Origin of the sequence: Comamonas thiooxydans (assembly GCF_002157685.2) — a bacterium.
Lineage (GTDB): Bacteria > Pseudomonadota > Gammaproteobacteria > Burkholderiales > Burkholderiaceae_C > Comamonas > Comamonas testosteroni_H.
The window spans coordinates 5,593,694-5,614,391 of sequence record NZ_AP026738.1 but is presented as its reverse complement, the minus strand read 5'-3'; the positions used below and the strand labels follow the sequence as shown (position 1 = coordinate 5,614,391).

Annotated in this window: 24 protein-coding genes and 1 pseudogene; 7 read left to right on the top strand and 18 right to left on the bottom strand. The window is 62.0% G+C overall.

Features of this window, described 5'->3' with window-relative positions:
- The first annotated feature begins 151 nt into the window (after nucleotides 1-151).
- Together CTR2_RS26145 and CTR2_RS26140 are read left to right on the top strand one after the other, a co-directional pair.
- Nucleotides 152-1,450 carry a THUMP domain-containing class I SAM-dependent RNA methyltransferase gene (locus tag CTR2_RS26145; RefSeq protein WP_087079803.1) on the top strand — a complete coding sequence of 433 codons (1,299 nt, stop codon included), beginning with the start codon at nucleotides 152-154 and terminating at the stop codon, nucleotides 1,448-1,450.
- Complete coding sequence (locus CTR2_RS26140) at nucleotides 1,447-1,938, top strand: PIN domain-containing protein (RefSeq protein ID WP_087079805.1); 492 nt, start codon at nucleotides 1,447-1,449, stop codon at nucleotides 1,936-1,938. Before CTR2_RS26145 ends, CTR2_RS26140 begins: the two co-directional genes overlap by 4 nt.
- Before the next feature lie 111 nt (nucleotides 1,939-2,049).
- Here CTR2_RS26140 and fos read toward each other — a convergent pair whose 3' ends face one another.
- Both fos and CTR2_RS26130 read right to left on the bottom strand, forming a co-directional pair.
- Entirely contained in the window at nucleotides 2,050-2,460 is a 411-nt protein-coding gene (gene fos / locus CTR2_RS26135; RefSeq protein WP_087084402.1) for a fosfomycin resistance glutathione transferase, read from the bottom strand.
- Between the two features lie 52 nt (nucleotides 2,461-2,512).
- Nucleotides 2,513-3,316: an SDR family NAD(P)-dependent oxidoreductase gene (locus CTR2_RS26130; RefSeq protein ID WP_087079807.1), complete on the bottom strand. Its 804-nt coding sequence runs from the start codon at nucleotides 3,314-3,316 to the stop codon at nucleotides 2,513-2,515.
- Between the two features lie 239 nt (nucleotides 3,317-3,555).
- Here CTR2_RS26130 and CTR2_RS26125 point away from each other — a divergent pair, with 239 nt between their 5' ends.
- Together CTR2_RS26125 and CTR2_RS26120 are read left to right on the top strand one after the other, a co-directional pair.
- Complete coding sequence (locus CTR2_RS26125) at nucleotides 3,556-3,873, top strand: DMT family transporter (RefSeq protein WP_087079809.1); 318 nt, start codon at nucleotides 3,556-3,558, stop codon at nucleotides 3,871-3,873.
- Nucleotides 3,874-3,995: 122 nt separating this feature from the next.
- Nucleotides 3,996-5,132, top strand: coding sequence for a 3-deoxy-7-phosphoheptulonate synthase (locus tag CTR2_RS26120; protein WP_087079811.1), 1,137 nt, complete (start codon nucleotides 3,996-3,998; stop codon nucleotides 5,130-5,132).
- Between the two features lie 105 nt (nucleotides 5,133-5,237).
- On the opposite strand, the gene CTR2_RS26115 is transcribed toward CTR2_RS26120, so the two are convergent.
- The 7 genes from CTR2_RS26115 to CTR2_RS26085 all read right to left on the bottom strand — a co-directional run bounded on the left by CTR2_RS26115 (nucleotide 5,238) and on the right by CTR2_RS26085 (nucleotide 12,636).
- A complete protein-coding gene (locus CTR2_RS26115) occupies nucleotides 5,238-5,753 on the bottom strand; it encodes a GNAT family N-acetyltransferase (protein ID WP_087079813.1) in 516 nt (171 codons plus the stop codon).
- A 708-nt stretch (nucleotides 5,754-6,461) separates the two neighbouring features.
- Entirely contained in the window at nucleotides 6,462-7,208 is a 747-nt protein-coding gene (locus CTR2_RS26110) for an enoyl-CoA hydratase/isomerase family protein (RefSeq protein ID WP_087079815.1), read from the bottom strand.
- The gene (locus CTR2_RS26105; RefSeq protein WP_087079817.1) at nucleotides 7,208-7,942 is read right to left on the bottom strand and encodes an enoyl-CoA hydratase/isomerase family protein; all 735 of its coding nucleotides are present in this window, start codon (nucleotides 7,940-7,942) and stop codon (nucleotides 7,208-7,210) included. The genes CTR2_RS26110 and CTR2_RS26105 overlap by 1 nt, the downstream gene beginning before the upstream one ends.
- Nucleotides 7,939-9,219, bottom strand: a complete 1,281-nt coding sequence (locus CTR2_RS26100) for a CaiB/BaiF CoA transferase family protein (protein ID WP_087079818.1) — start codon at nucleotides 9,217-9,219, stop codon at nucleotides 7,939-7,941. Before CTR2_RS26100 ends, CTR2_RS26105 begins: the two co-directional genes overlap by 4 nt.
- A gap of 1 nt (nucleotide 9,220) precedes the next feature.
- Nucleotides 9,221-10,645, bottom strand: coding sequence for an aldehyde dehydrogenase family protein (locus tag CTR2_RS26095; RefSeq protein ID WP_087079820.1), 1,425 nt, complete (start codon nucleotides 10,643-10,645; stop codon nucleotides 9,221-9,223).
- A 1-nt stretch (nucleotide 10,646) separates the two neighbouring features.
- A complete protein-coding gene (locus tag CTR2_RS26090; protein WP_087079822.1) occupies nucleotides 10,647-11,507 on the bottom strand; it encodes a VOC family protein in 861 nt (286 codons plus the stop codon).
- A 106-nt stretch (nucleotides 11,508-11,613) separates the two neighbouring features.
- Nucleotides 11,614-12,636, bottom strand: a complete 1,023-nt coding sequence (locus tag CTR2_RS26085; protein ID WP_176391560.1) for a Bug family tripartite tricarboxylate transporter substrate binding protein — start codon at nucleotides 12,634-12,636, stop codon at nucleotides 11,614-11,616.
- Between the two features lie 137 nt (nucleotides 12,637-12,773).
- Between CTR2_RS26085 and CTR2_RS26080 the strand changes: the two genes are divergently transcribed.
- Both CTR2_RS26080 and CTR2_RS26075 read left to right on the top strand, forming a co-directional pair.
- Entirely contained in the window at nucleotides 12,774-13,574 is an 801-nt protein-coding gene (locus CTR2_RS26080; RefSeq protein WP_087079827.1) for an IclR family transcriptional regulator domain-containing protein, read from the top strand.
- An 80-nt stretch (nucleotides 13,575-13,654) separates the two neighbouring features.
- On the top strand, nucleotides 13,655-13,798 hold the full coding sequence (locus CTR2_RS26075; RefSeq protein ID WP_176391561.1) for a hypothetical protein: 144 nt from the start codon (nucleotides 13,655-13,657) through the stop codon (nucleotides 13,796-13,798).
- Between the two features lie 25 nt (nucleotides 13,799-13,823).
- Here CTR2_RS26075 and ureG read toward each other — a convergent pair whose 3' ends face one another.
- The 4 genes and pseudogenes from ureG to ureE form a co-directional block, all read right to left on the bottom strand.
- Entirely contained in the window at nucleotides 13,824-14,483 is a 660-nt protein-coding gene (ureG, locus tag CTR2_RS26070) for an urease accessory protein UreG (RefSeq protein WP_003068221.1), read from the bottom strand.
- Between the two features lie 32 nt (nucleotides 14,484-14,515).
- Complete coding sequence (locus tag CTR2_RS26065; RefSeq protein WP_087079829.1) at nucleotides 14,516-14,848, bottom strand: antibiotic biosynthesis monooxygenase family protein; 333 nt, start codon at nucleotides 14,846-14,848, stop codon at nucleotides 14,516-14,518.
- 13 nt (nucleotides 14,849-14,861) lie between these two features.
- On the bottom strand, nucleotides 14,862-15,578 hold the full coding sequence (locus CTR2_RS26060; RefSeq protein WP_176391562.1) for an urease accessory protein UreF: 717 nt from the start codon (nucleotides 15,576-15,578) through the stop codon (nucleotides 14,862-14,864).
- Nucleotides 15,565-16,083 (bottom strand): annotated as a pseudogene (gene ureE / locus CTR2_RS26055) (urease accessory protein UreE); the annotation flags it as partial. The pseudogene ureE and the gene CTR2_RS26060, both read right to left, overlap by 14 nt.
- A 92-nt stretch (nucleotides 16,084-16,175) precedes the next feature.
- Between ureE and CTR2_RS26050 the strand changes: the two are divergent.
- Nucleotides 16,176-16,712 carry a gamma-glutamylcyclotransferase family protein gene (locus tag CTR2_RS26050; protein ID WP_254913195.1) on the top strand — a complete coding sequence of 179 codons (537 nt, stop codon included), beginning with the start codon at nucleotides 16,176-16,178 and terminating at the stop codon, nucleotides 16,710-16,712.
- On the opposite strand, the gene ureC is transcribed toward CTR2_RS26050, so the two are convergent.
- The 5 genes from ureC to CTR2_RS26025 form a co-directional block, all read right to left on the bottom strand.
- Entirely contained in the window at nucleotides 16,697-18,439 is a 1,743-nt protein-coding gene (gene ureC / locus CTR2_RS26045) for an urease subunit alpha (RefSeq protein WP_087079837.1), read from the bottom strand. The two genes, CTR2_RS26050 and ureC, sit on opposite strands and share 16 nt — an antisense overlap.
- Nucleotides 18,440-18,462: 23 nt before the next feature.
- Nucleotides 18,463-19,134: a LysE family transporter gene (locus CTR2_RS26040; RefSeq protein WP_087079839.1), complete on the bottom strand. Its 672-nt coding sequence runs from the start codon at nucleotides 19,132-19,134 to the stop codon at nucleotides 18,463-18,465.
- Nucleotides 19,135-19,140: 6 nt separating this feature from the next.
- On the bottom strand, nucleotides 19,141-19,464 hold the full coding sequence (locus CTR2_RS26035) for an urease subunit beta (RefSeq protein ID WP_087079841.1): 324 nt from the start codon (nucleotides 19,462-19,464) through the stop codon (nucleotides 19,141-19,143).
- 54 nt (nucleotides 19,465-19,518) lie between these two features.
- Nucleotides 19,519-20,136, bottom strand: coding sequence for a HupE/UreJ family protein (locus CTR2_RS26030; RefSeq protein WP_087079843.1), 618 nt, complete (start codon nucleotides 20,134-20,136; stop codon nucleotides 19,519-19,521).
- A 63-nt stretch (nucleotides 20,137-20,199) separates the two neighbouring features.
- Nucleotides 20,200-20,502 carry an urease subunit gamma gene (locus CTR2_RS26025; protein WP_087079845.1) on the bottom strand — a complete coding sequence of 101 codons (303 nt, stop codon included), beginning with the start codon at nucleotides 20,500-20,502 and terminating at the stop codon, nucleotides 20,200-20,202.
- Nucleotides 20,503-20,698: the final 196 nt, after the last annotated feature.

Here is a 20,698-nt window from a genome sequence, read left to right as displayed (position 1 = left end):
TGCCTGGGGCGCTGCGGGCATCTGTAGAGCAACGCTTGTCGTGCGCGGGCACCGGAAAAGGCCTAGCGCGTATGCTTATGCCCTGTAAAGCGCACAACAGGCTCCCGTGAGCGTCCGGCGCCTGCGCCGTTGCTGGCGCGCACTGATTTCTATGAACCAACTGCATTTGTTTCTGCCCTGCGCCGCCGGCGTCGAGGGCTTTCTGGCCGACGAGGTCCACGCCATTACCGGCGCCAGCGGGCAGGATCTGCTCGTGGGCCGGGGCGGCGTCATGCTGCGCGGCATGTGGCGCGATGCCATGCTGCTCAATCTGCACAGCCGTCTGGCCCAGCGCGTGCTGATCGAGTTGTCGCACACCATGTACCGCAGCGAGAACGATCTGTACCGCGCCGCGAGCGAAGTGGCCTGGGAGATCTGGTTTACGCCCAAGGAAACCTTCAAGATCGAAGTCACGGCCCAGCACAGCCCGCTGACCAGCCTGAACTTTGCGGCACTCAAGGTCAAGGATGCGATTGCCGACCGTTTTCGCGCCAAGCGCAACGGAGTGCGTCCTAGCGTGGAGACCCATCACCCCGATGTGCGCGTGCACCTGCACCTGACGACCGATGGCGCCACCATCTATATCGACACCTCGGGCGAGGCGCTGTTCAAGCGCGGCTGGCGCGAAGACAAGGGCGATGCCCCGCTCAAGGAAACCCTGGCCGCGGCCATGATTGCAGCCTCGGGCTGGAACCCGCATGGCGACGATCCCCAGCCGCTGTACGACCCCTGCTGCGGCAGCGGTACCCTGGTGATCGAGGCCGCCCAGATCGCGCGCAGGATTCCGGCCGGCATTCTGCGTCGCTTTGCGTTCGAGAAGCTCGTGCCTTTTCAGCGCCATGTATGGGAAACCATGCTGGATGAGGCCGAGGGCCAGATCCTGCCCGAATCGCCGGTGGGCATTTACGGCTCGGACATCGCCTTCCGCATGGTGGACTTTGCCCAGCGCAATGCCGAGCGTGCGGGCGTGTCCGATACCGTCAGCCTGCGCGGCGGTGATGCCCTGCAGCGCATGCCGCCCAGCGAGCAGCCGGGCATGATGCTGCTGAACCCGCCCTATGGCGAGCGTATCGCAGCCGCCGGCAGCGCAGGCCGCAATGCGGCGGAGCGCATGGGCCAGGTTGAACGCGCAGGCCGTGAAACCGCGCAGACCGAGGACGGCGGCGAATTCTTCAACCAGCTGGCCAGCCACTGGAAGAAGAACTACAGCGGCTGGAGCGCCTGGATGCTGACGCCCGACCTCAAGCTGCCCAGCAAGATGCGCCTCAAGGAGTCGCGCCGCACGCCCATGTGGAACGGCCCCATCGAGTGCCGTCTGTTCCGCTTCGACATGATCAAGGGCGCGGTCAAGCCACGCAAGCCTGCGGACGATGCCGCTCAGAACGGATCGCCGGAAGGCCGGCCTCAATGAAGATCGCTCCCCTGCGCTGGCCGGCCTGCAACGCCGGCTACGACGGCCCGTTGCCGCGTCCCATGATTCTGGACACCAATGTGGTGCTGGACATGCTGATCTTTGACGACCCGGATATCCCCGTCATCCGCGAGCTGGTCGCCCGTGGCGAGGTGCGCTGGATTGCCGACGAAGCCCAGCGCATCGAGCTGGGGCGCGTGCTGCACTACAGCCAGATCGCGCCGCGCGTCAGCTACTACGGCAAGACGCCCGAAGGCGTGATGGCCGCTTTTGATGCAGCCGTCGAATATGTGCCTGAAGCACCCAAGATCCGCTTTACCTGCACCGATCCAGACGACCAGCATTTCCTCGATCTGGCCAGCCTGCACAAGGCCTTGCTGGTCAGCAAGGACAGGGCCGTGCTCAAGCAGCGCAAGCGCGTGGCCACGCACTATGGCGCGACGGTGGGCAATGTGGTTGTGATGGAAGAGGAGCGGCTGGCCGCCTAGTGTGGCGCAGCCGGGCGTGCACCCCAGTATCGACTGGCAGCGCTCCTTGGAGCGAAGCTGTGTCAAACGGGCGTTTGCACCTGTTCTTGCCTCCGTTGCCTGGCCGCCGATTCAGTCGAAAAACCGCATGCCCGCATAGGGCCGCAAGCGGCATTGCGCCAGGCGGCTCTCCAGCGAACCGACATGGGCTTCGAGCTGGTGGCCGTCCGGGTCCAGAAAGTAGAAGGAATCGCCTTCGCTGCGGTTGCTCTTCCACTCCCGGACACCGCATGACCTGGCATGCTCCACAAAGTGCGCGAAGTCCTGCTGAGCAAGGGTGAATGCGTAGTGGGTGTAGTCAGAGGCGTGGGTCTGGCCTCGCTGTTCGTCTGACGACAGGCACAGCCACAGATCGCCGAGTTCCAGATAGGCGCCCATATCCCACTGCGCGCGTGGAAGAAAGCCCAAAACGCGCACGTAGAAATCCATGCTGCGCTGCAGGTCCGTGACGGCAAGCGTGAGGTGATTCAATCCGCAAAGCATGGTGGCGAGGAGCATGAGCAGCACAAGGCGTGGAGTGTGCCATTGCCATGCATCACTTCGTTCTGGGCAGCCACGGCACGCCGTTGATATGACTGCCGCCATCGACAAACAGCGTGTTGCCCGTGACATAGCGGCAGTCTTCGCTGGCCAGGAATAGGGCCGCGCCGCCAATGTCCTGCTCGGGATCGCCCATATGGCCCATGGGGTTCAGGCGCAGCATGTCGGCAGCGTTCTCGGGCTGGCTCGCCGCAAATTTTTGATAGGCTTCGGTGGCCGCGCCCGGGCACAGGGCGTTGCAGCAGATGCCAAACGCCGCCCATTCACGCGCGGCAGAGCGGGTGAGCGTGCGCAGTGCTTCCTTGGCCATGTTGTAGTCCACCGAATAAGGGTGGGCGTTGACGCCGTTGAGCGAGCACATATTGATGACCCGGCCCCAGCGCCGCTCCTTCATGCCGGGGAAGACTGCCTGCATGGCCCAGAGCGCCGATTGCGCACCTATGCGCCAGGCCCAGTCGGAGTCGGGATCGCTGAGTGTTTCGACCCTGGCAAAGCCGGGCTGACTGCCGGGGCGCCGACCCCAGGCATTGTTGACGAGGATGTCGATGTGGCCGAAATGCGCCAGGGCGGCATCGACCATGCTCTGCACGGCGACATGCTCGCTCACATCGGCCACGGCATGTCCCACCTGAACGCCAAATTCGGCGCGGATTTCTGCGGCGGCCCCGGCACAGGTTTCGGCATTGATATCGGCCAGCCACAGGCTGGCGCCTTCCGCCGCAAAGCGGCGTGCCACGCCTTTGCCAATGCCGGCACCTGCGCCCGTGATCAGGGCTACGCGGTCTTGTAGTCGGTTCATTCCTCAGCTCTCCTCGTTCCATGGACGAGTCACTGTGCGGTGCCGCCGGCGTTGCGACATCGTCGAATCGGACGAGAAACCGGCCCATGATTGTGGCGGCCGAACCACCCATGGCTGGCCCGGATTTGCCCATGAGGATTAGGATTCATGCCGCAGGGACGACCTTGCCGGGCCATGCGATGCATGGTCTGTATTCCTGCCGGGACGGCCTGGCCATTCGATCTTCAAAGAGGTTTTCTATGGCTTGGATTTATCTGCTGGTGGCCGGTGTTCTGGAAGTGGTCTGGGCCTTCACCATGAAGCAGTCCCATGGTTTCACCAACCTCAAATACAGCGCCATCACCATCGTGGCCATGATTGCCAGCTTTGGCCTGTTGTCGGTGGCCATGCGCAGTCTGCCCCTGGGCACGGCTTATACGATCTGGACCGGTATCGGCGCCGTGGGTGCATTCCTGGTGGGCGTCACGGTGCTGGGCGAGCAGCTCAGCGCCATGCGTGTGGGAGCGGCTGTCCTGATCGTCAGCGGTCTGGTGCTGATGAAGCTGTCAGCGGAGTGAATGCCCGGGCTTCGTCCCGGTCGGCGACGCAGTTCCATGCGGAGCTCACTCCCGATCTCCTGGTGTGAATGACGACGGGGGACGAGCGCGTGGGGTGAAGCGCATGGCGCGACAATAGCGGGATGACATCCTCCACGACGCCCCTGCATCCCGGCGCAGCTTCGGCCCGCAAGGCCCAGCCCAAACTGACCACGCTGGACAAGACCCGCATTGACGACACACGCATCAAGATCGTGCGCCCGCTGCTGACTCCGGCACTGCTGGAAGAGTGGCTGCCCGTGACCGAAGAGGCGCAGCAACTGGTCGAATCCAGCCGTGCGGCCATTTCGCGCGTGCTGCATGGCCAGGATGACCGGCTGGTGGTGGTGGTCGGACCCTGCTCCATTCACGATCACGACCAAGCCATGGATTACGCGCGCCAGCTCAAGGTCCAGGCCGATGCGCTCAAGGACGATCTGCTGATCGTGATGCGGGTCTACTTCGAGAAGCCGCGCACCACCGTGGGCTGGAAGGGCTATATCAATGACCCGTACCGCGACGGCAGCTTTGCCGTCAACGAAGGGCTGGAGCTGGCACGCCGCCTGCTGCTCGATGTGCTGGCGCTGGGTCTGCCTGCCGGCACGGAATTCCTGGACCTGCTGTCGCCGCAGTTCATCAGCGATCTGGTCAGCTGGGGCGCGATTGGCGCGCGCACCACGGAGAGCCAGAGCCATCGCCAGCTGGCCAGCGGTCTGAGCTGCCCCGTGGGCTTCAAGAACGGCACCGATGGCGGCGTGAAGGTGGCCAGCGATGCCATTTTGGCCGCCCAGTCTTCGCATGCTTTCATGGGCATGACCAAGATGGGCCAGAGTGCGATCTTCGAGACACGCGGCAATCAGGACTGCCACATCATCCTGCGCGGCGGCAAGGCTCCCAACTATGACGCGGCCCATGTCCAGGCCGCGTGCGAAGTACTGGAAAAAGCGGGCCTGCACCCGCAGGTGATGATCGATTTCTCGCATGCCAACAGCAGCAAGCAGCACCGCCGCCAGATCGATGTATCCGCGGATGTGGCCCAGCAGATTGCCGGGGGCGACATGCGCATCACCGGCGTGATGATCGAAAGCCATATTCACGAAGGCCGCCAGGACATCGTCGAAGGGCAGGAGCTGCAATACGGCGTTTCGCTCACCGATGCCTGCATCAGCATGGAGCAGACCACCCCGGTGCTGGAGCAACTGGCTGGCGCCGTGCGCGCGCGTCGCCTCAAGGCGGCCTGAGGCTGTCAGGACAGGGCCGGATGAGCAAGAGGCGCCGCGGCGCCTCTTGTTCTTTGTGCTTTTCAGGAACCCGGCCTTCCGGATCTTGGGTGGTCGCCCAGGTTTTCAGAGATCCAGTGTCAGCTTGAGCATGTCCTTGTGCTGCACGCCTCGCTCCCACAGCGGGGTGGTGTAGTTCTGCAAAAAGAAGTCGCGCTCGATGTCGGTGACGCGAAACCCCAGGCGTTGATAGAACAGCAACTGGTCGCCAAAGCTGCCCGTTCCCACATCCAGCTGTTGCACGCCGCGTTCGCGCATTTCGCGGATGGCTCGCAGCAGCAGGGCCGAGCCTATGCCCTTGCTCTGCCAGGCCGTGGACACGGCCATGTTCATCAGCTCCCACCGGTGAAGACCGTCGCCCTCGGGGATCAGCACGCATACGCCAATCAGGGCGCCGAGGCCGCTGGGCGTGAACTGGGTCGTCTGGCGCGCTCCAAAACAGGTGGAGCCGGGCAGATAGCGCTTGACGCGCTCGCGCGAGGGGTCGGCCAGCAGCAGCAGATGCCAGGGGGCTTCTGCGGGGTTCATGGTGGTGATGTGCCAGGAGTCAGTCGTGCCCTGGCCGGTCAGCGTGGAGCTCATGCGCGCACTCCGTTGCGGCGGAAGGCGGGCGCTGCATATTGGCCGGGCTGGATGTCGGCATTCACTCGATGGGACGCAAGCCCGTCCATCTGCTGCAAACCACAATCTCGCGCCATTTCCACTTTCCGACTGCGGGAGTTGTGAGCCCGCCACAAATATTGTCAACAGGCCATAGCGTAGCAGTCGGCGGGCAAGTTCGGTGACGTACTGGTGAAAAGTACAGCGTTCTGCGGCAATTTTGATGCAGGAATCTCGCAAATATTGATCTGCACAGGCCTTGCAACTGCGTGAGCAAGCACTTCAGGGCAGTGCGCTGATGAGGCTGACGCCCTTTGCGCAGGACGGGCTTTGCAAAAACGAGGATAGTGGTTTATACTTAGCGACAAGGGTTAACCCTTAAGGTCTAACCCGCGAATGACAGCACATGAGATGCGTGCTGTCCATCGCTTGAAGTGCATCTCTTGATTTCATAGAAAGCTCATCATGCGCCAAGCTATCAACTCCCTGATCGAATTCATCCAGGAAGCTCGCGAGTTCCACCTGGACCTGGCCAACCAGTAATCACGCTCTGGTTAGAGAAACAGCCGCCGCCCAAGGCGGCTTTTTTTCGTCCCGAAGAAGGTGCTCAGGCCGCCAGCAGGGGCTGAAGGCCGGGGGCGGGTGTTGGGGAGGAAAGGCTGCATCAAAGCCTCGCGGCTCGTTCCTATGTCAGAACCCAGGAAAGCGCGGGGCACGCCGCGCCCCTCTTGCAGCAATGCCTTCTGCCGCGTCAGCGCTGAAAGCAACATCCTGCGCGAGCATCTGCGTGGTTACCATTGCTTCGACAGGGCTTTTAGGCAATGTATCCCGTGCAAGCTGCTTGAGAAGGCGCATCACAGTCGGTGATGAGTCCGCCATGTCATGAGCCAGTTCCATCGCGATATGCATTTCCTCGCCAGGCGAGCAGAGGCGGTTGACGAATCCCATTTCGTAAGCACGCTGAGCCGATACAGGGCGGCCCAGCAACATCAACTCCATCGCCATCTTGTGAGGAATGCGCGACGTAATGGATGCGATGAGACCAGCTGCATTGCCTAGTCGTGCTTCCGGATAGATGAATGTGCTGCGATCTGTGGCTACACAAAGATCACAGAATGTGACCATCGACACACCTGCCGCAATCACCGGTCCGTCAACTACCGCAATGGTCGGCTTGTCCATCGCGACGCCGATGTCTGGAATGCAGCGCCAGAACTGCATCGGCGGCGAACTTGTGTCCAGACCGGCCGTGAACACAGGCCCGCTGGCGCGCAACAACGCCACACGATCATCCGATGCGGCAAATTCCTTCCATGCACGCAAAAGAGCACCCACCGCCACCTCATCCAAGGCATTGCGTTTGGCTGCGCGATCTAGGGTGATGACGCGCACACGCCCCACGGATCGCACGTCGATGCGGTGCTCGGCTCGCTTCATCAGGATTTCTCCAAGAAAGCCTTGAAGAGGCTCTGTGTCTCGCTGGTGTTCAACAGGTCGTTGAAGGTTCGTACCTCTTCATCCACTGTCTGCATGAGAGCCTTCAGGCCCATGTCCCGTAGCAGGGCCTTGCTTTGCCTTAGTGAGGAGCGGGGCATGCGTACGAGATCGCGTGCCGTGGCGCGTGCCATGGTCAACGTGTTGCCGGGCTCGGTGAGCGCAGTGGCAAATCCGGCAGCATGGGCCTCGGCTCCATCAAACGGTTTGCACTGGAGCAGCCACTCTCGTGCGCGTCGTGTTCCGACGAGGCGTTCCAGCAGCAAGCTAGATCCGGCCTCCGGGCATAGCCCCAGTTGCACGAATGGCATGCGAAAGCGCGTTTTTTGCGTGGTGTAGACAAAGTCGGCATGCTGCAGCATTGTGGAGCCAATGCCGATGGCGAAACCTTCTACTGCTGCGATGAAGGGTACGTCCGTGCGCATCAATGCGCGGATGTAGTGGATGGCAGGAGAATCATCGTGATTTCGCTTGGTCTGGAAGTCACCGATATCCGCTCCCGCAGTGAACATCCCTCCTGCGCCACTCAGAATGATGGCTGCACAGCATGCGTTGGCACTGGCCTGCTCGACTTGGTGGGTCAGCTCGTTATACATGCTCCGGCTGAGCGCATTGCGCTTGTCTACGCGGTCGATGGTGAGTTCGAGCACATCGTGTTTCCATTCGGACCGGATCATGATGTCCCCTTCTCAATATCAGCGCTCATTGTCGAGATGACGCCAAGAGCCTGTAGAGCAGCAATGCGCCCCTCGCCTAAGCCTAGAACTTGTTGAAGCACTTCCGCGGTGTAACTCCCCAGAGCGCTGGGCGCCCGCGTGTACTGCACCGGAGTGGCGCTGAATTTGATCGGGTTGGCAATGCCTCGTACATAACCTTCGCCGTTGTCGCTTCCCACATTGACCGCCATCTCGCGATGAATGATCTGTGGGTGCTGGAAGGTCTCGCGGTAGCTGTTGATGCGGCCATTCGGCACATCTCGCAGAGAGAACTCTGCGAGCCAGTGGTCGCAGGACTGCGTCGCTATGATCGCCTGCACGCGGGACAAAAGGAGCTGCCGATTCTGGATGCGACCAGACATGTGCGCAAAGGCGGGGTCCTCCTCCAGTTCCTTGCTGTCAAGCACCTGGCAGAATCGGCGCCATTGCTCGTCGTTGCCCACCGCGACCACGATTTTCCCGTCCGAAGTATCAAGCACCTGATACGGCACCAATGCCGGATGCGCATTGCCCCAGCGCTGAGGGTCCATGTCGTTGATCAGATGAAATGCGCCTTGGTTGGATGCCAGTGCCGTTACGCAATCGAGCAAGGCGAGGTCTATGTACTGGCCTTCTCCTGAAGCATGGCGATGATTCAACGCAGCAAGTATGGCAATGCTCGCGTACAGCCCCGTCGTCAAATCGGCAATGGCGACACCTACTTTTTGAGGGCCACCGCCTGGTAGATCATCGCGCTCACCGGTGATGCTCATCAGGCCCCCTTCGGCTTGAAAGACGAAGTCATAGCCTGGGCGATTCGAGTAGGGTCCGCTCTGCCCATAGCCTGTGATGGAACAGTACACAATGCGCGGGTTGATGGAACGAATGCGTTCGTAGTCGAGTCCGTAGCGCTTGAGGTCGCCGACCTTGAAATTCTCGATGAACACGTCACAATGCGCTGCCAAGGCTCGGACCAGATCGGCGCCCTCGCTGATGGCGATATCCACTCCTACTGAACGCTTATTGCGATTGGTTGAGGCGAAGTAGGTCGCATCGCGCGCCTCGCGCCCGTCGGTGGTGCGGAAGTATGGAGGCCCCCAGTGGCGCGTATCGTCGCCGCGCGAAGGATGCTCGATCTTGATGACATCCGCGCCCATGTCGGCCAGCGTTTGTGTGCACCACGGTCCGGCAAGCACGCGAGTCAGGTCCAGAACACGCACGTTTCCCAGAGCCTGCGAATGGATGTTGTGTGCATTCATATCAACCTCCGTTCGCCAGATTTACCTGGATGGACTTCACCTGCAGAAATTCTTCCACACCGAAGGCACCTCCTTCACGGCCGACACCGCTTTGCTTGTAACCGCCAAAGGGAGCCAGTGCGTTGAAGCGTGCTCCGTTGACATCGACCTGTCCTGCGCGAATGCGATGTGCCACGGCGATGGCTTCGCTCTCTTCGCCCCACACAGCAGCCGCCAAGCCGTAGGTCGTAGCATTGGCAAGGCGCACTGCCTCGTCCACATCCTGATAGGTGAGCACGCTCAGCACCGGGCCGAATATCTCATTGAAGGCCAGCGTATTGTCTTCCGTGACGGCATATGCGCACGGCCTCACGAAGAAACCATGATCCGGAACTGTGCCGCCTTCTGCGATCAGAGTGGCACCTTGCTCTTCGCCTTGGTCCAACAATCCACGCACATTGTCCTGCTGGTGCTGCGAGATCAGCGGTCCCACGCGGGAAGTCTCATCGAGGCTGCAGCCGACGTTGAGCATCGGCATTTCCTGCTGCAGCAAGGCATGGACCTGCTCCACCAACTCCACTGGAACCAGCAAGCGCGTCAATGCGCTGCAGGTCTGTCCGTTGTTGAGAGTGCAGGACGCCACGGTGGACTTAACGGACCGCGCCAGATCGGCGCTGGCAAGTACTACGGAGGGGGACTTCCCACCCAGCTCAGTTGCCACCTTCTTGACGGATTGAGCAGCCAGAGCGGTCACAGCCTTACCGGCCTGGGTTGAGCCAGTGAAGCTCACCATGTCGACCATGGGGTGTGATGCGATCTCGGTCCCGACAATGTGACCTATCCCGTTCACTACATTCACCACGCCGTCCGGGAAACCTGCTTCGTTCAGTGCCTCACATATCAACTGAACAGTCTGGGGCGTCAGCTCACTGGGTTTGAGTACCACCGTGTTGCCCGTCAGCAGTGCGGGTGCGAGCTTGAGGACGATCTGGTGCAGCGGAAAATTCCATGGCGTGATGCAGGCCACCACACCAAATGGCTCACGCGCAATGTGTGAGTTGCCAAGAGTGCTTTCCCAGGACAGTTCCTGAACCGTAGTGATGAAGTTTTCGACGTTGCGCAGAGGCGACTCCACCTGCACGACCTGGGATATCTTTAGTGGTGTGCCTACTTCTGAAGCTATCGCGTGCACCAGGGCTTGTTTGCGTTTGGTAAGCGCTGCGGCCCATTGGCGCACAATCTGCACGCGCTCATCCAGTGCAGTCGCGCTCCAATCTGGGAACGCAGCACTGGCGGCCTGCGCGGCGCGGCGCGCATCTTCTTCGTGTCCGGTCGTGACTTCTGCGACGATTGTGCCGGTGTTGGGATCGGCCACCTTGATGAAGTCTCTGCCTTGCGTTGCGCACCATGCACCGTCAATGTATTGACGATCATACAGATGTGTCATTTCACAGTTCCTCCAAAACTTGCACGCGATCGGGGCGTCCGGACCACTGCCACGCCAGCGAATGGCGCGATACGCCCATCAGCACTCCATTGAGCGCACTCGGGTGTATCCACAGACCATCGCGCTCCATCGGTGTCTGCGTGCGACGGGTGTAGCGCTGGCCATGCCGCTCCAGCCGTGTGATCACGCCCGCTAGATCGTCGGCCTGCACGTAGCACATGTAGAGCGCGTCGCCACGCTTGGCGGAAAATCGACCCATCGCGAAAGCCGGATCGTGCGCTTCTGAAAGTTCGATGCGGTCGAGTCGATCGGCGTTGAACATCATGAGCGTGCCGACATAGCCGAAGCGCTCGAACGTGATGCCCACATTGCGTTCAGGCTGCAGGCCAAGCCCTTGCGAGTACCGTTGCGCAACATCCTGCCAGCTCGACCGCAGTACCATCGTCAGCTCATAGAGGAACTCCACGGGTCCCGCTGAGCGCGCGCGCTCCTGCGTACAACTGACGACCAGTGGCAGGCCATGCAAGTCAGCAGAATCCAGGTAGAGGCGGTCGTCGGCTTTGGAAAATTGCACATTGTTAGCGGCAAGCCGGGTTGCGTACGTATCGAGATCGAATGTTGACGCGCCGCCGAACATGAGCCCTTCGCCCCATCGGTCGAGATGCTTCTGCGTCACGCCTGCGCCTAGAGGCTCGCATAACTCTACTTGGGTGGAGCCCAGTGCCATGCGCCGCACACGCGCATTCAGCCATGAGCTTTCGAAGTCATCGATCTTGTGCGCGGCAAGGATATTGGAGTAATTGCGCTCGGCGTCCTCCAGCGAACGCACGGCAACGAGGATTCTGTCAACGTAGTCAAGCATGAAGCAAGTTCCATGAGATGGGGTATGCAGGCCCTGTCATCCGAACAGAGCGGTGCTCGAAGGGGAGTGCTGCGGAAGCAGGCGCATAGCGGCGCAGCACTTGGCATCATTCGATACGGATGCTCAGTTCCTTGATCAACGCGCCCCAGCGCCTGTCTTCACTCGCCACGAAGTCACCGTATTCCTTGGGCGTACTGGGCGTGATATCGATGTTCTGGGCTTTGAAATACTCAATGAAGTCGGACTTCGCTTGCGCCTTGTGCAGCGCGGCATTCAGCTTCATCACGATGGATTCAGGCGTGCCCTTAGGCAGATGTAGACCGAACCATGAAGCCAGCGTGAAGTTGGGCAGACCGCTTTCCACGAACGTCGGTACACCTTCCAGGGCGATGGAGCGCTGCCCTTTGGTCACGGCCAGGGGAATGATCTTTCCCGCTTTGATGTGTGGAAGAGCGGTATTGATGCTGTCAAACATGAAGTCCAGGTTGCCGCCTAGCAGATCCGTCATGGCTGGTGCGCTGCCTTTGTAGGGCACATGCGTCACCTTGATGCCCGCCTGCTGTGCGAACAAGGCCGCAGAGAGGTGCGAAGACGAGCCGGTGCCGAAGGAGCCGTAGTTCAGCTTGCCGGGGTGGCGCTTGGCCTCTTCGATGAGCTTGGCTACGCTGGAAAACTCCTTGGCCTTGCCGGCATTCACCACCAAGACGTTGGCACCGTCGGCCACTTTGCCTACAGGGATGAGGTCACCTGGCTCATAGGGCATTTTTGCCAGCAAGAACTGGTTGACGCTGACCTGTCCGATCGCGCCGAACATGACCGTGTAGCCGTCCGGCTTTGCCTTCGCCACGTAATTTGCCGCAATTGAGCCGTTGGCGCCGGCACGGTTGTCCACGATCACGGGGACCTTCAGTTCGCTTTGCAACTCCACCGCCAGCTTGCGCGCAATCACGTCGTTGATTCCACCCGCGGGGTATCCGAGAACCAGCGTGATGGGCTTATCCGGCCATTTGGCATCAACCTGCGCATACGCGGTGACCGATGTGCCTAATGCGCAAGCAGCTAGCACTGCCATCGTCAGCTGGTTCAGACGGCGGCGCCGCATTTGAGATTGAGCCGAATGAATCGTCATGTCTGTCTCCTGTTGCTTTGATGGAATGACTTCATTCTTGGACACCCACAGGCAACAAGGAAGACGCCTTGCGGCGAATTTGTGCGAATATCGCACATCCACTTGCATGCGACGGAGCCCCCGCGCCCTACAGAGCCATGACGGATTCAGGAGCACTCACGCGGTTCGAACAGGTTGTCCAGCATCACCGTGGTGATCCTGATTTCATGCTTTCGCTTGCAAGAGGCCTGCAGGTGCTGCTTGCGTTTTCGGAAAAGCAGAACCCATCGTCGATTGCGGAGATCGCACGTCGAACTGGACTGGACCGTGCGGTGGCGCGCCGATGCATCCATACGCTGGAATGCCTGGACTTGGTGCGACGCGACGGCACCAGGTATCTTCTGGACGTGAATGTCCTGAACCTTGGTCATGCCTATTTCTCATCCATCGAACTGGTGCAGCGTGCGCAGCCTGTGCTCGATGCATTGGGAGAGGCAGTGCACACTAATTGCGCACTGGCCATGCTCAATCGCAGTGACGTGGTGTATCTGGTACGCACCCAGAGCAGGCGTTTGACGCAACGCTCACTCGGCATGGGAAGCCGGCTGCCCGCTCATTGCACATCGCTGGGGAGAGTTCTGCTCGCGCAGCTTGACAAGGAGGACATGGATGAATACTTCAAACAGGCATCGCTGCCCAGGCTGACCGCGCATACCGTGACGGACGAAACGACGCTGCGCGGTGTTCTCTCTCAGGTGCGTTCCGCGGGATTTGCCATCGTGAACCAGGAGGTCGAGCTGGATCTCGTGGGCATTGCCATCCCTGTAAAGATGAGGGGGTTCCCTGCAAAGCTGGCACTCAGCGTCACTATCAGCCCAAGATATACCCCAGCCAACGAATTGAAGGCTCGCTATCTGGAGCGCATGAGCGAGACTGCTGTGCTGCTGGAGTCGATGTAGCTGCAAGTCCGACTGTTGCACGCTGCGTCAAAGTCGGGCTGAGCTCCATGTGCAGCGCAATCATCTCCATCACCTCGACCATGCTCGACATTCTTGTCGAGCAGTTCCGCTCTGCGACGTTTGAAATGCCGAGCGTCGCCAGCACCTGCCCGCGCTGTTTACTGGTGCCGATCGTGAATTCCGAGGTGCGGATGCTCTCAAGCGGCTTGCGCTGCTCTTGTTGAACAACAGTTGCTCAAGTCAGCAGGCTCAGGCCGCCAGCAGGCCCTGTTTCTCAATGAAGGCCACCACTTCGTCCAGGCCTTCCAGTGTCTTGAGATTGGTCATCACAAAGGGCTTGAGACCCTTGGGTGTGGTGCGCTGCTTGATGGTGTCGCTGCGCATGATGTCCAGATTGGCGCCCACATGGGGAGCCAGGTCGGTCTTGTTGATGACGAAGAGATCGCTCTTGGTGATGCCGGGACCGCCCTTGCGCGGAATCTTCTCGCCTGCTGCCACGTCGATCACGTAGATGGTCAGATCCGACAGTTCGGGGCTGAAGGTGGCAGCCAGGTTGTCGCCGCCCGATTCGATGAAGACGATGTCGGCGTCGGGGAAGTCCTTGAGCATGCGGTCGATGGCTTCCAGGTTGATGGAGGCGTCCTCGCGAATCGCCGTGTGCGGGCAGCCGCCGGTTTCCACACCCATGATGCGCTCGGCGGGCAGGGCGCCGCTGATGGTCAGCAGGCGCTGGTCCTCCTTGGTGTAGATGTCGTTGGTGATGGCGACCAGGTCCCATTTGCCGCGCATGGCCTTGCAAAGCATCTCCAGAATCGTGGTCTTGCCCGAGCCCACGGGCCCGCCTATGCCCACGCGCAGCGGCGGCAGCTTCTTGGTGCGGTTGGGGATATGGTGCAGTGCGGTCGACATGGTGAGTTCTTTGGTGAATGAGAGGGTTGCGATCAGCGGGCCTTGCCGTAGGCACGTTCCACCTTGGCAATGCGCAGCTCGAAATGCTGGTACCAGGTGGTGTGGCCTTTTTCCTGGGCGATCTGGTGCTCGGCGTTGTGCTTCCATTGACGGATGGCTTCCTCGCTTTCCCAGTAAGACACGGTGATGCCGAAGCCCTGGGCATCGCGGGTGCTTTCAGCGCCCAGATAGCCTGCTTGCTGGCCGGCCAGCTCCACCATGCGGTCGGCCATCTCGCCATAGCCCTGGTCCGTCGGGGTGCGCAGGGAGGTGAAGATGGCGGCGTAGTACGGTGGCTGGGGTGTGGCGGCAAACAGAGCAGACATGGCGGATGGAGGTTCAGCTACGGAAAAGTCGAGAATACTGGTGTTCATGCTGGGCCGAGAGAATGGCCAGCATGGGCGAAAAAGCCTGTCTTGCGCTGTCCGGTAATGCCAGTGCGTATTCGACGGCGGCGGGAATCTCGGACGTCAGTCGCGCCAGGATGCGCTGGCCGGCGCTCTGGCCCAGGGGCACGGCCTTGATGGCGGCCTGAACCATGTTCTCGGCCCAGCCAAAGGCATAGGCCAGCAGCGCATCGCGCGGTGTGGCTCCGGTGCATTGGGCCGCCAGCGAGAAGGCGATGGGGTAGCTGGCATCCTGCGCGGCCAGCCAGTGGACGGAGGCCAGCGGGACTGCTTCGTCGGCGTAGCGGTTTTTCAGCCACTCGGTCAGCGAGCGGCCCATCTGCTCGGTCTGCAGGCGCAGCTCGCTGGTTTCGCGCGTGACTCTGACCCACTGGTTGAGGCTGGCGATGCGCGCCAGATCTGCGCTTTTCCAGGCCGGCATGGCCTGCGCAATCACGGCCATGTCTCCGCGCGACTGGGTCAGATGCAGCTGCTGCACCAGCCAGCCGGCGGCCTCTGATTCGGTTGTGACCAGCGCTGCATTGATGGCTGCTTCAAGCCCTTCCGAGTAGGAAAAGCCGCCGATGGGCAGCGCCGGCGAGGCCAGCCACATCAGCTGCAGAAAGCTCTGCGCGCCCAGAGCCAGCAGTGGCTCAGTGGGCGTGGTCATGCGAGTGTCCATGGCCATGATGATGGTGGCTGTGGCCGTCATTGGTCACATGGCCGCCATAGGCGCCTCCCTCGGGCTCGAAAGGCAGGTCGGTTTCGACCACCGTCATATGCATGCTGCGCAGCATATCGGCCAGCACATGGTCGGGTTCGATCTTCAGATGGTCGGGCTGCAGCTCGATCGGCACATGGCGGTTGCCCAGATGGTAGGCCGCACGCATCAGGTCAAACGGCGTGCCATGCTCGGCGCAGGCCGTGATGTGCAGCACTTTTTGCGGTGCGGCCAGCACGCGGATCAGGCTGCCGTCTTCGGCCACCAGCACGTCGCCGCCGCGCACGGCCTGGCCGCGCGGCAAGAAGACGGCCAGCTCGCGACCCTGGCTGTCGGTGGCGGCAAAGCGGCTCTTCTGACGCACGTCCCAGTCCAGTTCCACGGACGCGGCGCGCTTGAGGAGGACGGCGGAAAGGCCCTGGCCCTGAAGCAGCAGTTTGTTGGCAGTCAGCATGGTGAATTCACAATGAAATAAAAGTCCCGGACCAGATTGGCGCGCATGTTGCATGTCCTGCGCATCTCAGTGATTTTGATGGTTCGAGCAAGATGACAACTATTTTGGAAACTTCGGCAGAAATGGCAGCCCCGACCTCTTTGCATGATGCGCCTGCCGACTGGCAGGGCTGTGGCGCAGCCTATGTGGCGGTGTATGGCACTTTGCGTGCCGGTGGCATCAACGATATTGCCAGGCTCCGGCCAGGTGTCGCCTGTGTCGGCAGGACCCTGCTGACCGGCACTTTGCATGACCTTGGCTGGTACCCGGGCCTGAGGCTGCAAGGCTCGCAGACCGTGCTGGCCGAGGTCTACCCCATGGACGCAGCGCTGGAGCGCGCCATGGATCGCATCGAAGGCCTGTGGCCCGAAGACATGGGCGAATACGCCAAGCGCATTCTGACCCTGCCCGTGATGCTGCCCCAGGGCGGTCAGCAGTCCATCACCTTGCTGGTGTACGAGGCCTTGCCCGCCACCGTGAGTGCTGCGCCGCAGCTCGCCGTCAGTGACTGGCTGGCCTGGTTTGAGGGCAAGGGCATGCAGCATCCGGATACGGAGTTTCAGCTCAACACCGCTCAGAACAGGAAGTAGCGCTGTGCCATGGGCAGGCTGACCGCGGGCTCGCAGGTCAGCAGATCGCCATTGGCGCGCACGGCATAGGTCTGGGCATCCACCTCCATATGCGGTGCCAGATCGTTGTGGATCATGTGCTGCTTCTTCACATTGCGTATGCCCCTGACCGCCGACAGGGTCTTGTGCAGCCCGAAGCGCTGGCCGATGTCGGCGGCAAGCCCTGCCTGGGAGACGAAGGTCAGCGAAGTTCTGGCAACCGCCCCCCCAAAGCTTGCAAACATGGGGCGGTAATGCACGGGCTGAGGCGTGGGAATGGAGGCGTTCGGATCGCCCATGGCCGCCATGGCGATGCTGCCGCCCTTGAGGATGCAAAACGGCTTGACGCCAAAGAAGGCGGGCTTCCAGATCACGATATCGGCCCACTTGCCCACCTCGATGCTGCCCACCTCGTGGCTGATGCCGTGGGCAATCGCGGGATTGATGGTGTATTTGGCGATATAGCGCTTGACGCGGAAGTTGTCGTTGCGCGCGCCGTCTCCACTCAGGGCGCCGCGTTGCAGCTTCATCTTGTGCGCTGTCTGCCAGGTGCGCAGTATGACCTCGCCCACGCGGCCCATGGCCTGGCTGTCGGAGCTGAACATGCTGATCGCGCCGATGTCGTGCAGGATGTCCTCGGCCGCAATCGTTTCCTTGCGGATGCGGCTTTCGGCAAAGGCCAGGTCTTCGGCAATGCCGGCGTCCAGGTGGTGGCAGACCATGAGCATGTCCACATGCTCGTCCAGCGTGTTGATGGTGTAGGGGCGCGTGGGGTTGGTGGAGCTGGGCAGCACATTGGCCTCGCCCACCACTTTCAGAATGTCGGGCGCATGGCCGCCGCCCGCGCCTTCGGTGTGGAAGGTGTGAATGGTGCGGCCCTTGAAGGCCGCCACGGTGTCCTCCACAAAGCCGGACTCGTTGAGCGTGTCGGTGTGGATGGCGACCTGGGTGTCGGTATCCTCGGCCACATCCAGGCAGTTGCTGATCGCTGCCGGCGTGCTGCCCCAGTCCTCGTGCAGCTTGAGGCCGATGGCGCCGGCACTGATCTGCTCGTGCAGGCCGCCGGGCAGGCTGGCATTGCCCTTGCCCAGAAAACCCAGGTTCATGGGGAAGGCGTCGGCGGCCTGCAGCATGCGTTCCATATGCCAGGGGCCAGGCGTGCAGGTGGTGGCGAAGGTGCCGGTGGCCGGGCCGGTGCCGCCGCCGATCATGGTGGTCACGCCGCTGGTCAGTGCTTCTTCGATCTGCTGCGGGGCAATGAAATGGATATGGGTGTCGATGCCGCCTGCGGTGACGATATTGCCTTCGCAGGAGATGATTTCCGTGCCCGGGCCGATGATGATGTTCACACCCGGCTGGGTGTCGGGGTTGCCGGCCTTGCCTATGGCCGCGATGCGGCCGTCCCTGAGGCCGATGTCGGCCTTGACGATGCCCCAGTGGTCCAGGATCAGTGCGTTGGTCAGCACGGTATCGACCGCACCGCCTCCTTCGGGCCCTGTGCCCGTTCCGTCGCGTGTGCGCTGGCTTTGCGCCATGCCGTCGCGGATGGTCTTGCCGCCGCCGAACTTCACTTCCTCGCCATAGCCGCCAGCGGCCAGGGTGTAGTCTTTTTCGACCTCGACGATGAGTTCGGTATCGGCCAGGCGCAGGCGGTCGCCCACGGTGGGGCCAAAGGTTTCTGCGTAGGCTCGTCGGTCCATGGTGGCCATTGAGGAATCTCCGATTCAGGTGTTCAGCGCAGGGGCTGCTGCTGGGCTGCGGGTGGCAGGGCGGCGGGGCTTGCGCCGACCAGGTCGCGCAATGTGCCCAGCGCCAGGGCCAGCAGCAGGGCAGCGCAGCAGCGGTAGGTAAAGCGGCTCCAGTGCGCGGCAGCGCGGCGGAAAAGCCAGTCCACCAAGGCTGCGCAGACAAAGCACCAGAGCAGGGATGAAGTCATGAATCCCGCGAAGAACAGCCCGTAATCGCTGGCGCCGGGGTGGGCCACGCCCACCGCCCCCAGGGCGCTGCCCATGGCGGCCCAGTAGGCCAGGTTTTGCGGGTTGGTCAGCGACAGGGCCATGCCGCGGCGCAGGGCCTGTTTCTGCGTGGCGGCGGTGGTGCCCGATACATCGAGCCGGTGTTCGGTACGCGCGGCCTGCCAGCTGTCCCAGGACAGCCAGAGCAGGTAGGCAGCGCCCGCCAGACCAATCGGCCAGCGCAAGGCGTCGACCTGCATGACCAGACCAATGCCGGCCAGGCCCAGCAAGGCCCAGCTCGCGTCGCCCACCAGGGAGCCCAACTGCACCGCCAGCGCCGGGCGATAGCCGCCGCGCACACCTTGGCGTACGGTCTCGGCAAACACCGCGCCGGGCGCGGCATTGAACACCAGGCCCAGCACAAAAGCAGAAGCAAACAGCATCAGCATGGCAGGTCAGTCCCTGGCAGCTGCGGGCAGTGGGCCCTGGACCAGACCGCGAAAGCCATAGATCTGACGGTCGCCGCCGATCTCGACCAGCTCCACCGTGCGCTGCTGGCCCGGCTCGAAGCGCACGGCCATGCCGCTGGCAATATTCAGGCGCATGCCATGGGCGGCGGCGCGGTCGAAATCCAGGCCCGCATTGGTTTCGGCGAAGTGGTAGTGCGAGCCGACCTGAATCGGCCGGTCGCTGGCATTTTTCACCACCAGCGTGAGCGTGCGGCGGCCGGGGTTGAGTGCATGGCTGCCCTCGTCAAGAATCAGTTCGCCGGGGATCATCTTTCGCCTCCTTGCGCAAAGGCCTTGTGCTGCGCTGTGCCGGGGTGTTTCATATCAGGCCAGTTTCGTCAGCATGAAAGCGCCGAGTGCGGCGGTGGCTGCGCCGCCGAACCTGGCCGCCCACTGGTGGCGCTGCATGAGGGCATGACCGAGCACCATGCCGGCGATATGCAGTGTGGCCGAGCCCAGGGCAATGCCCACCAGCGCGCCGACGGCGGCCAGGCCGCTGTCTCCGGCCAGCTCAAAGCCGTGCGCAGCACCATGGAAGAAGGCAAACACAGCAGCCAGGGCGGCGGCGGCGGCCCAGGGCATTCGTTGCTGAACCAGCACCAGCAGGCCCAGCACCAGCACGGATGCGGCAATCATGGGCTCCACGCCCGGCACCCACAGGCCGGCAAAGCCGGCCACGGCACCGGCCACCAGCAGGGCCACAAAGGCCGCGGGTGCACGCCAGGCCGTGCGCAGGCCGGGCATGGTCAGCGCGCTCCAGGCGCCGACGGCCAGCATGGCGGCCAGATGGTCTGCACCGGTAAACGGGTGGGCAAAGGCATGACCCAGGCTGTCGAGAAAGTGGTGATGGCCGCCTGCATCGGTGCCCATATGGGCGAGGGCGGACAGGGGCAGTGCAGTCGCAACGGTGGCGGTGGTGGCGAGGAGCTTATTGAATTTCATAGCTATCTGCGCTTGATGAGTAAAGGTTTGAAGGCCAAAAGACTTGAATTTTCGGGCGCCGGCTCAGGCGATGGGCTCGTGCACGGTGACCAGCTTGGTGCCATCGGGGAAGGTGGCCTCGATCTGGATGTCGGGAATCATCTCGGGGATGCCTTCCATGACATCGGCGCGGGTCAGCACGCTGCGGCCTTCGCTCATGAGCTGGGCCACGGTCCTGCCATCGCGTGCACCCTCCATCACAAAGGCACTGATCAGCGCGACGGCCTCGGGGTAGTTGAGCTTGAGGCCACGAGCCAGGCGCCGCTCGGCCAGCAGGGCCGCAGTGAAGATCAACAGCTTGTCTTTTTCGCGCGGTGTCAATTCCATCGTCTTCAATCCCTCAGTCAGCCCGCGCAGCCGGTGGCACCGGCAGAACGCGCGCTGGGAGTTTCATGCCCTTTTATGTAGCAAGTGCCATGCCAAAGGCAAGCCTCTATTGCCAGCCTGCAGGCAAGCCGCCGCAGATGTTCTGCACCTTGTTGGTGCCGCTGGCATGCGGTTGTGCACCACGGTGTATCGGCGA

Coding starts and splice junctions, on each gene's coding strand:
- CTR2_RS26050 (WP_254913195.1), top strand. CDS start 16,176: ATGACAACTATTTTGGAAACTTCGGCAGAAATGGCAGCCCCGACCTCT.
- CTR2_RS26035 (WP_087079841.1), bottom strand. CDS start 19,464: ATGATCCCCGGCGAACTGATTCTTGACGAGGGCAGCCATGCACTCAAC.
- CTR2_RS26080 (WP_087079827.1), top strand. CDS start 12,774: ATGACGGATTCAGGAGCACTCACGCGGTTCGAACAGGTTGTCCAGCAT.
- CTR2_RS26075 (WP_176391561.1), top strand. CDS start 13,655: ATGCTCGACATTCTTGTCGAGCAGTTCCGCTCTGCGACGTTTGAAATG.
- CTR2_RS26115 (WP_087079813.1), bottom strand. CDS start 5,753: ATGAGCTCCACGCTGACCGGCCAGGGCACGACTGACTCCTGGCACATC.
- CTR2_RS26095 (WP_087079820.1), bottom strand. CDS start 10,645: ATGACACATCTGTATGATCGTCAATACATTGACGGTGCATGGTGCGCA.
- CTR2_RS26090 (WP_087079822.1), bottom strand. CDS start 11,507: ATGCTTGACTACGTTGACAGAATCCTCGTTGCCGTGCGTTCGCTGGAG.
- CTR2_RS26140 (WP_087079805.1), top strand. CDS start 1,447: ATGAAGATCGCTCCCCTGCGCTGGCCGGCCTGCAACGCCGGCTACGAC.
- CTR2_RS26130 (WP_087079807.1), bottom strand. CDS start 3,316: ATGAACCGACTACAAGACCGCGTAGCCCTGATCACGGGCGCAGGTGCC.
- CTR2_RS26060 (WP_176391562.1), bottom strand. CDS start 15,578: ATGACCACGCCCACTGAGCCACTGCTGGCTCTGGGCGCGCAGAGCTTT.
- CTR2_RS26105 (WP_087079817.1), bottom strand. CDS start 7,942: ATGATCCGGTCCGAATGGAAACACGATGTGCTCGAACTCACCATCGAC.
- fos (WP_087084402.1), bottom strand. CDS start 2,460: ATGCTTTGCGGATTGAATCACCTCACGCTTGCCGTCACGGACCTGCAG.
- CTR2_RS26100 (WP_087079818.1), bottom strand. CDS start 9,219: ATGAATGCACACAACATCCATTCGCAGGCTCTGGGAAACGTGCGTGTT.
- ureC (WP_087079837.1), bottom strand. CDS start 18,439: ATGGCCACCATGGACCGACGAGCCTACGCAGAAACCTTTGGCCCCACC.
- CTR2_RS26040 (WP_087079839.1), bottom strand. CDS start 19,134: ATGCTGATGCTGTTTGCTTCTGCTTTTGTGCTGGGCCTGGTGTTCAAT.
- CTR2_RS26125 (WP_087079809.1), top strand. CDS start 3,556: ATGGCTTGGATTTATCTGCTGGTGGCCGGTGTTCTGGAAGTGGTCTGG.
- CTR2_RS26120 (WP_087079811.1), top strand. CDS start 3,996: ATGACATCCTCCACGACGCCCCTGCATCCCGGCGCAGCTTCGGCCCGC.
- CTR2_RS26030 (WP_087079843.1), bottom strand. CDS start 20,136: ATGAAATTCAATAAGCTCCTCGCCACCACCGCCACCGTTGCGACTGCA.
- CTR2_RS26085 (WP_176391560.1), bottom strand. CDS start 12,636: ATGACGATTCATTCGGCTCAATCTCAAATGCGGCGCCGCCGTCTGAAC.
- CTR2_RS26110 (WP_087079815.1), bottom strand. CDS start 7,208: ATGAAGCGAGCCGAGCACCGCATCGACGTGCGATCCGTGGGGCGTGTG.
- CTR2_RS26145 (WP_087079803.1), top strand. CDS start 152: ATGAACCAACTGCATTTGTTTCTGCCCTGCGCCGCCGGCGTCGAGGGC.
- CTR2_RS26065 (WP_087079829.1), bottom strand. CDS start 14,848: ATGTCTGCTCTGTTTGCCGCCACACCCCAGCCACCGTACTACGCCGCC.
- CTR2_RS26025 (WP_087079845.1), bottom strand. CDS start 20,502: ATGGAATTGACACCGCGCGAAAAAGACAAGCTGTTGATCTTCACTGCG.
- ureG (WP_003068221.1), bottom strand. CDS start 14,483: ATGTCGACCGCACTGCACCATATCCCCAACCGCACCAAGAAGCTGCCG.